We start from the raw sequence: 428 nt of genomic DNA, 5'->3' as shown, positions 1-428 counted from the left end.
TTAGGGATAGTAGTAATAAAAATAAGCTTAAGTCGTTGGATAACCAGCCGACAGGCCACGAGGCTAATTTTACAAGCGAATCGGTTTTTGAACATAAAGCATCAAACGTTCTTCCGCAAAACCAACAACCCAATTATACCACAAATTTAATAAATAATATAGATTTCACAGCAAAATATGCGAAGTTTAAAAAACAGTTTTTTGCTGAAGTAAGACAAAGCGTTGAAAATGAAATAAAACAAAGTGCGAAAATGAGCGAATTCTATCTACAAAGACTTTTAAACTCTAGCGATGATGAGTTTTTTGATAATTTAGAGTTTAATACCTTTAAAGAGCATTTTAGTGTATCTTTAGAAAAGAAAATCAATGATGCAATCATACAAGAAAATAGAAATGAATTTTTAAAAGATATACAAGCAAACATCTCT

Annotated in this window: 1 protein-coding gene; it reads left to right on the top strand. The window is 30.1% G+C overall.

The features are described from left to right. Positions 1-428, top strand: a 428-nt coding sequence (locus tag CCZ01_RS10665; RefSeq protein ID WP_181566408.1) for a hypothetical protein, incomplete at both ends; no start/stop codon positions are given.

The organism is Helicobacter monodelphidis, assembly GCF_003288845.1.
Lineage (GTDB): Bacteria > Campylobacterota > Campylobacteria > Campylobacterales > Helicobacteraceae > NHYN01.
The sequence above is the reverse complement of the archived record's forward strand: the minus strand, read 5'-3'. Positions and strand labels throughout refer to the sequence as shown.